Here is a 987-nt window from a genome sequence, read left to right on the forward strand (position 1 = left end):
AGACATCACCACCCCGAGCGAACCGCTCAACGCCGTCAAACCCGTCCCCGAGGAATACATCAACCTCGCCAGCCCCTCACGAACCAGGCATATCCTCGAAGGCGACGGGACCTCCACAGGTAAAGCTGGAGGACATCGTTGGACGGACTCCCCAGACCGGGACCCGAATAAGACTAGGTTCCCCGCGGAATGGTCTGACGCAAAAATCATGCATGAGGTATCCGACGTCGCAACAGACCCCTCATTGCGCTGGAAACAAAACAAGGGACCATTAGGAAGCGACTATGCGAAAAACGGTGAGCCGTCAAGAATCTTGGTAGAGGGGCTACGGGATGGCGTAACCATTCGCGTCATCGTCGAACCGATTGGGGAAGGCATAATAACCGCGTTTCCAATTAATTAAGGAGAATAAGTGGATAAGAAACTTCGAATCTTACGCGAGCAGCAGCTAAACGACTTACTCGAACGGACGATCGACAGAATGAACCCCGACCAAGCCCAGCGAGTCACGGACTACCTCGACCACGGGGAATACGCGCTCTGCCTTGATCAGCTTGCATATGAGCTGAGCGAGGTCGACCAACCGCTTCCGTCCGATGTTATTCAGACGATAGTCTCGCTCGGTAGAACGATGGGCCTTGACCCCAGATCCTGGCAACTTCTGAGAGAGGCACGACCCAGCACGTCATCATAAACCTTGAGGCTTATGCAAAATACGATTGATCGAGATGGATTTGCGCGTGTTAATTGACAAAGAGGAGAGGCAGGAATGAGGCTAACGCAAAATTTAGATAGGGCTTCACAAGAACCCTGGTCGGAAACCGGTTCGCTAGGCGCGCGAGGAAATTTTGCATAAGCGTCAATGAGCCATATCTGGAGGCTTATGCAAAATTGGTTTTTTGCCGAGTGAAAAAGATGAGTCCGCGGACGGCGTTGAAGGCATCTCGGAAGGTGCGCAGTGGCCGCCGGTAGTCGGTGTGGAATATC

General features: G+C 53.0%; 2 protein-coding genes. Both read left to right on the forward strand.

What is annotated here, in order from left to right:
- On the forward strand, nt 1–403 hold a 403-nt coding region (locus C5D07_RS11725), incomplete at its 5' end, for an EndoU domain-containing protein (protein ID WP_170063546.1).
- A gap of 9 nt (nt 404–412) precedes the next feature.
- Nucleotides 413–694 (forward strand): MafI family immunity protein, encoded by a 282-nt coding sequence (locus C5D07_RS15435; protein ID WP_068252815.1) that lies wholly within the window; start codon nt 413–415, stop codon nt 692–694.
- Nucleotides 695–987: the final 293 nt, after the last annotated feature.

It is taken from the genome of Rathayibacter tritici (assembly GCF_002932875.1).
Lineage (GTDB): Bacteria > Actinomycetota > Actinomycetes > Actinomycetales > Microbacteriaceae > Rathayibacter > Rathayibacter tritici.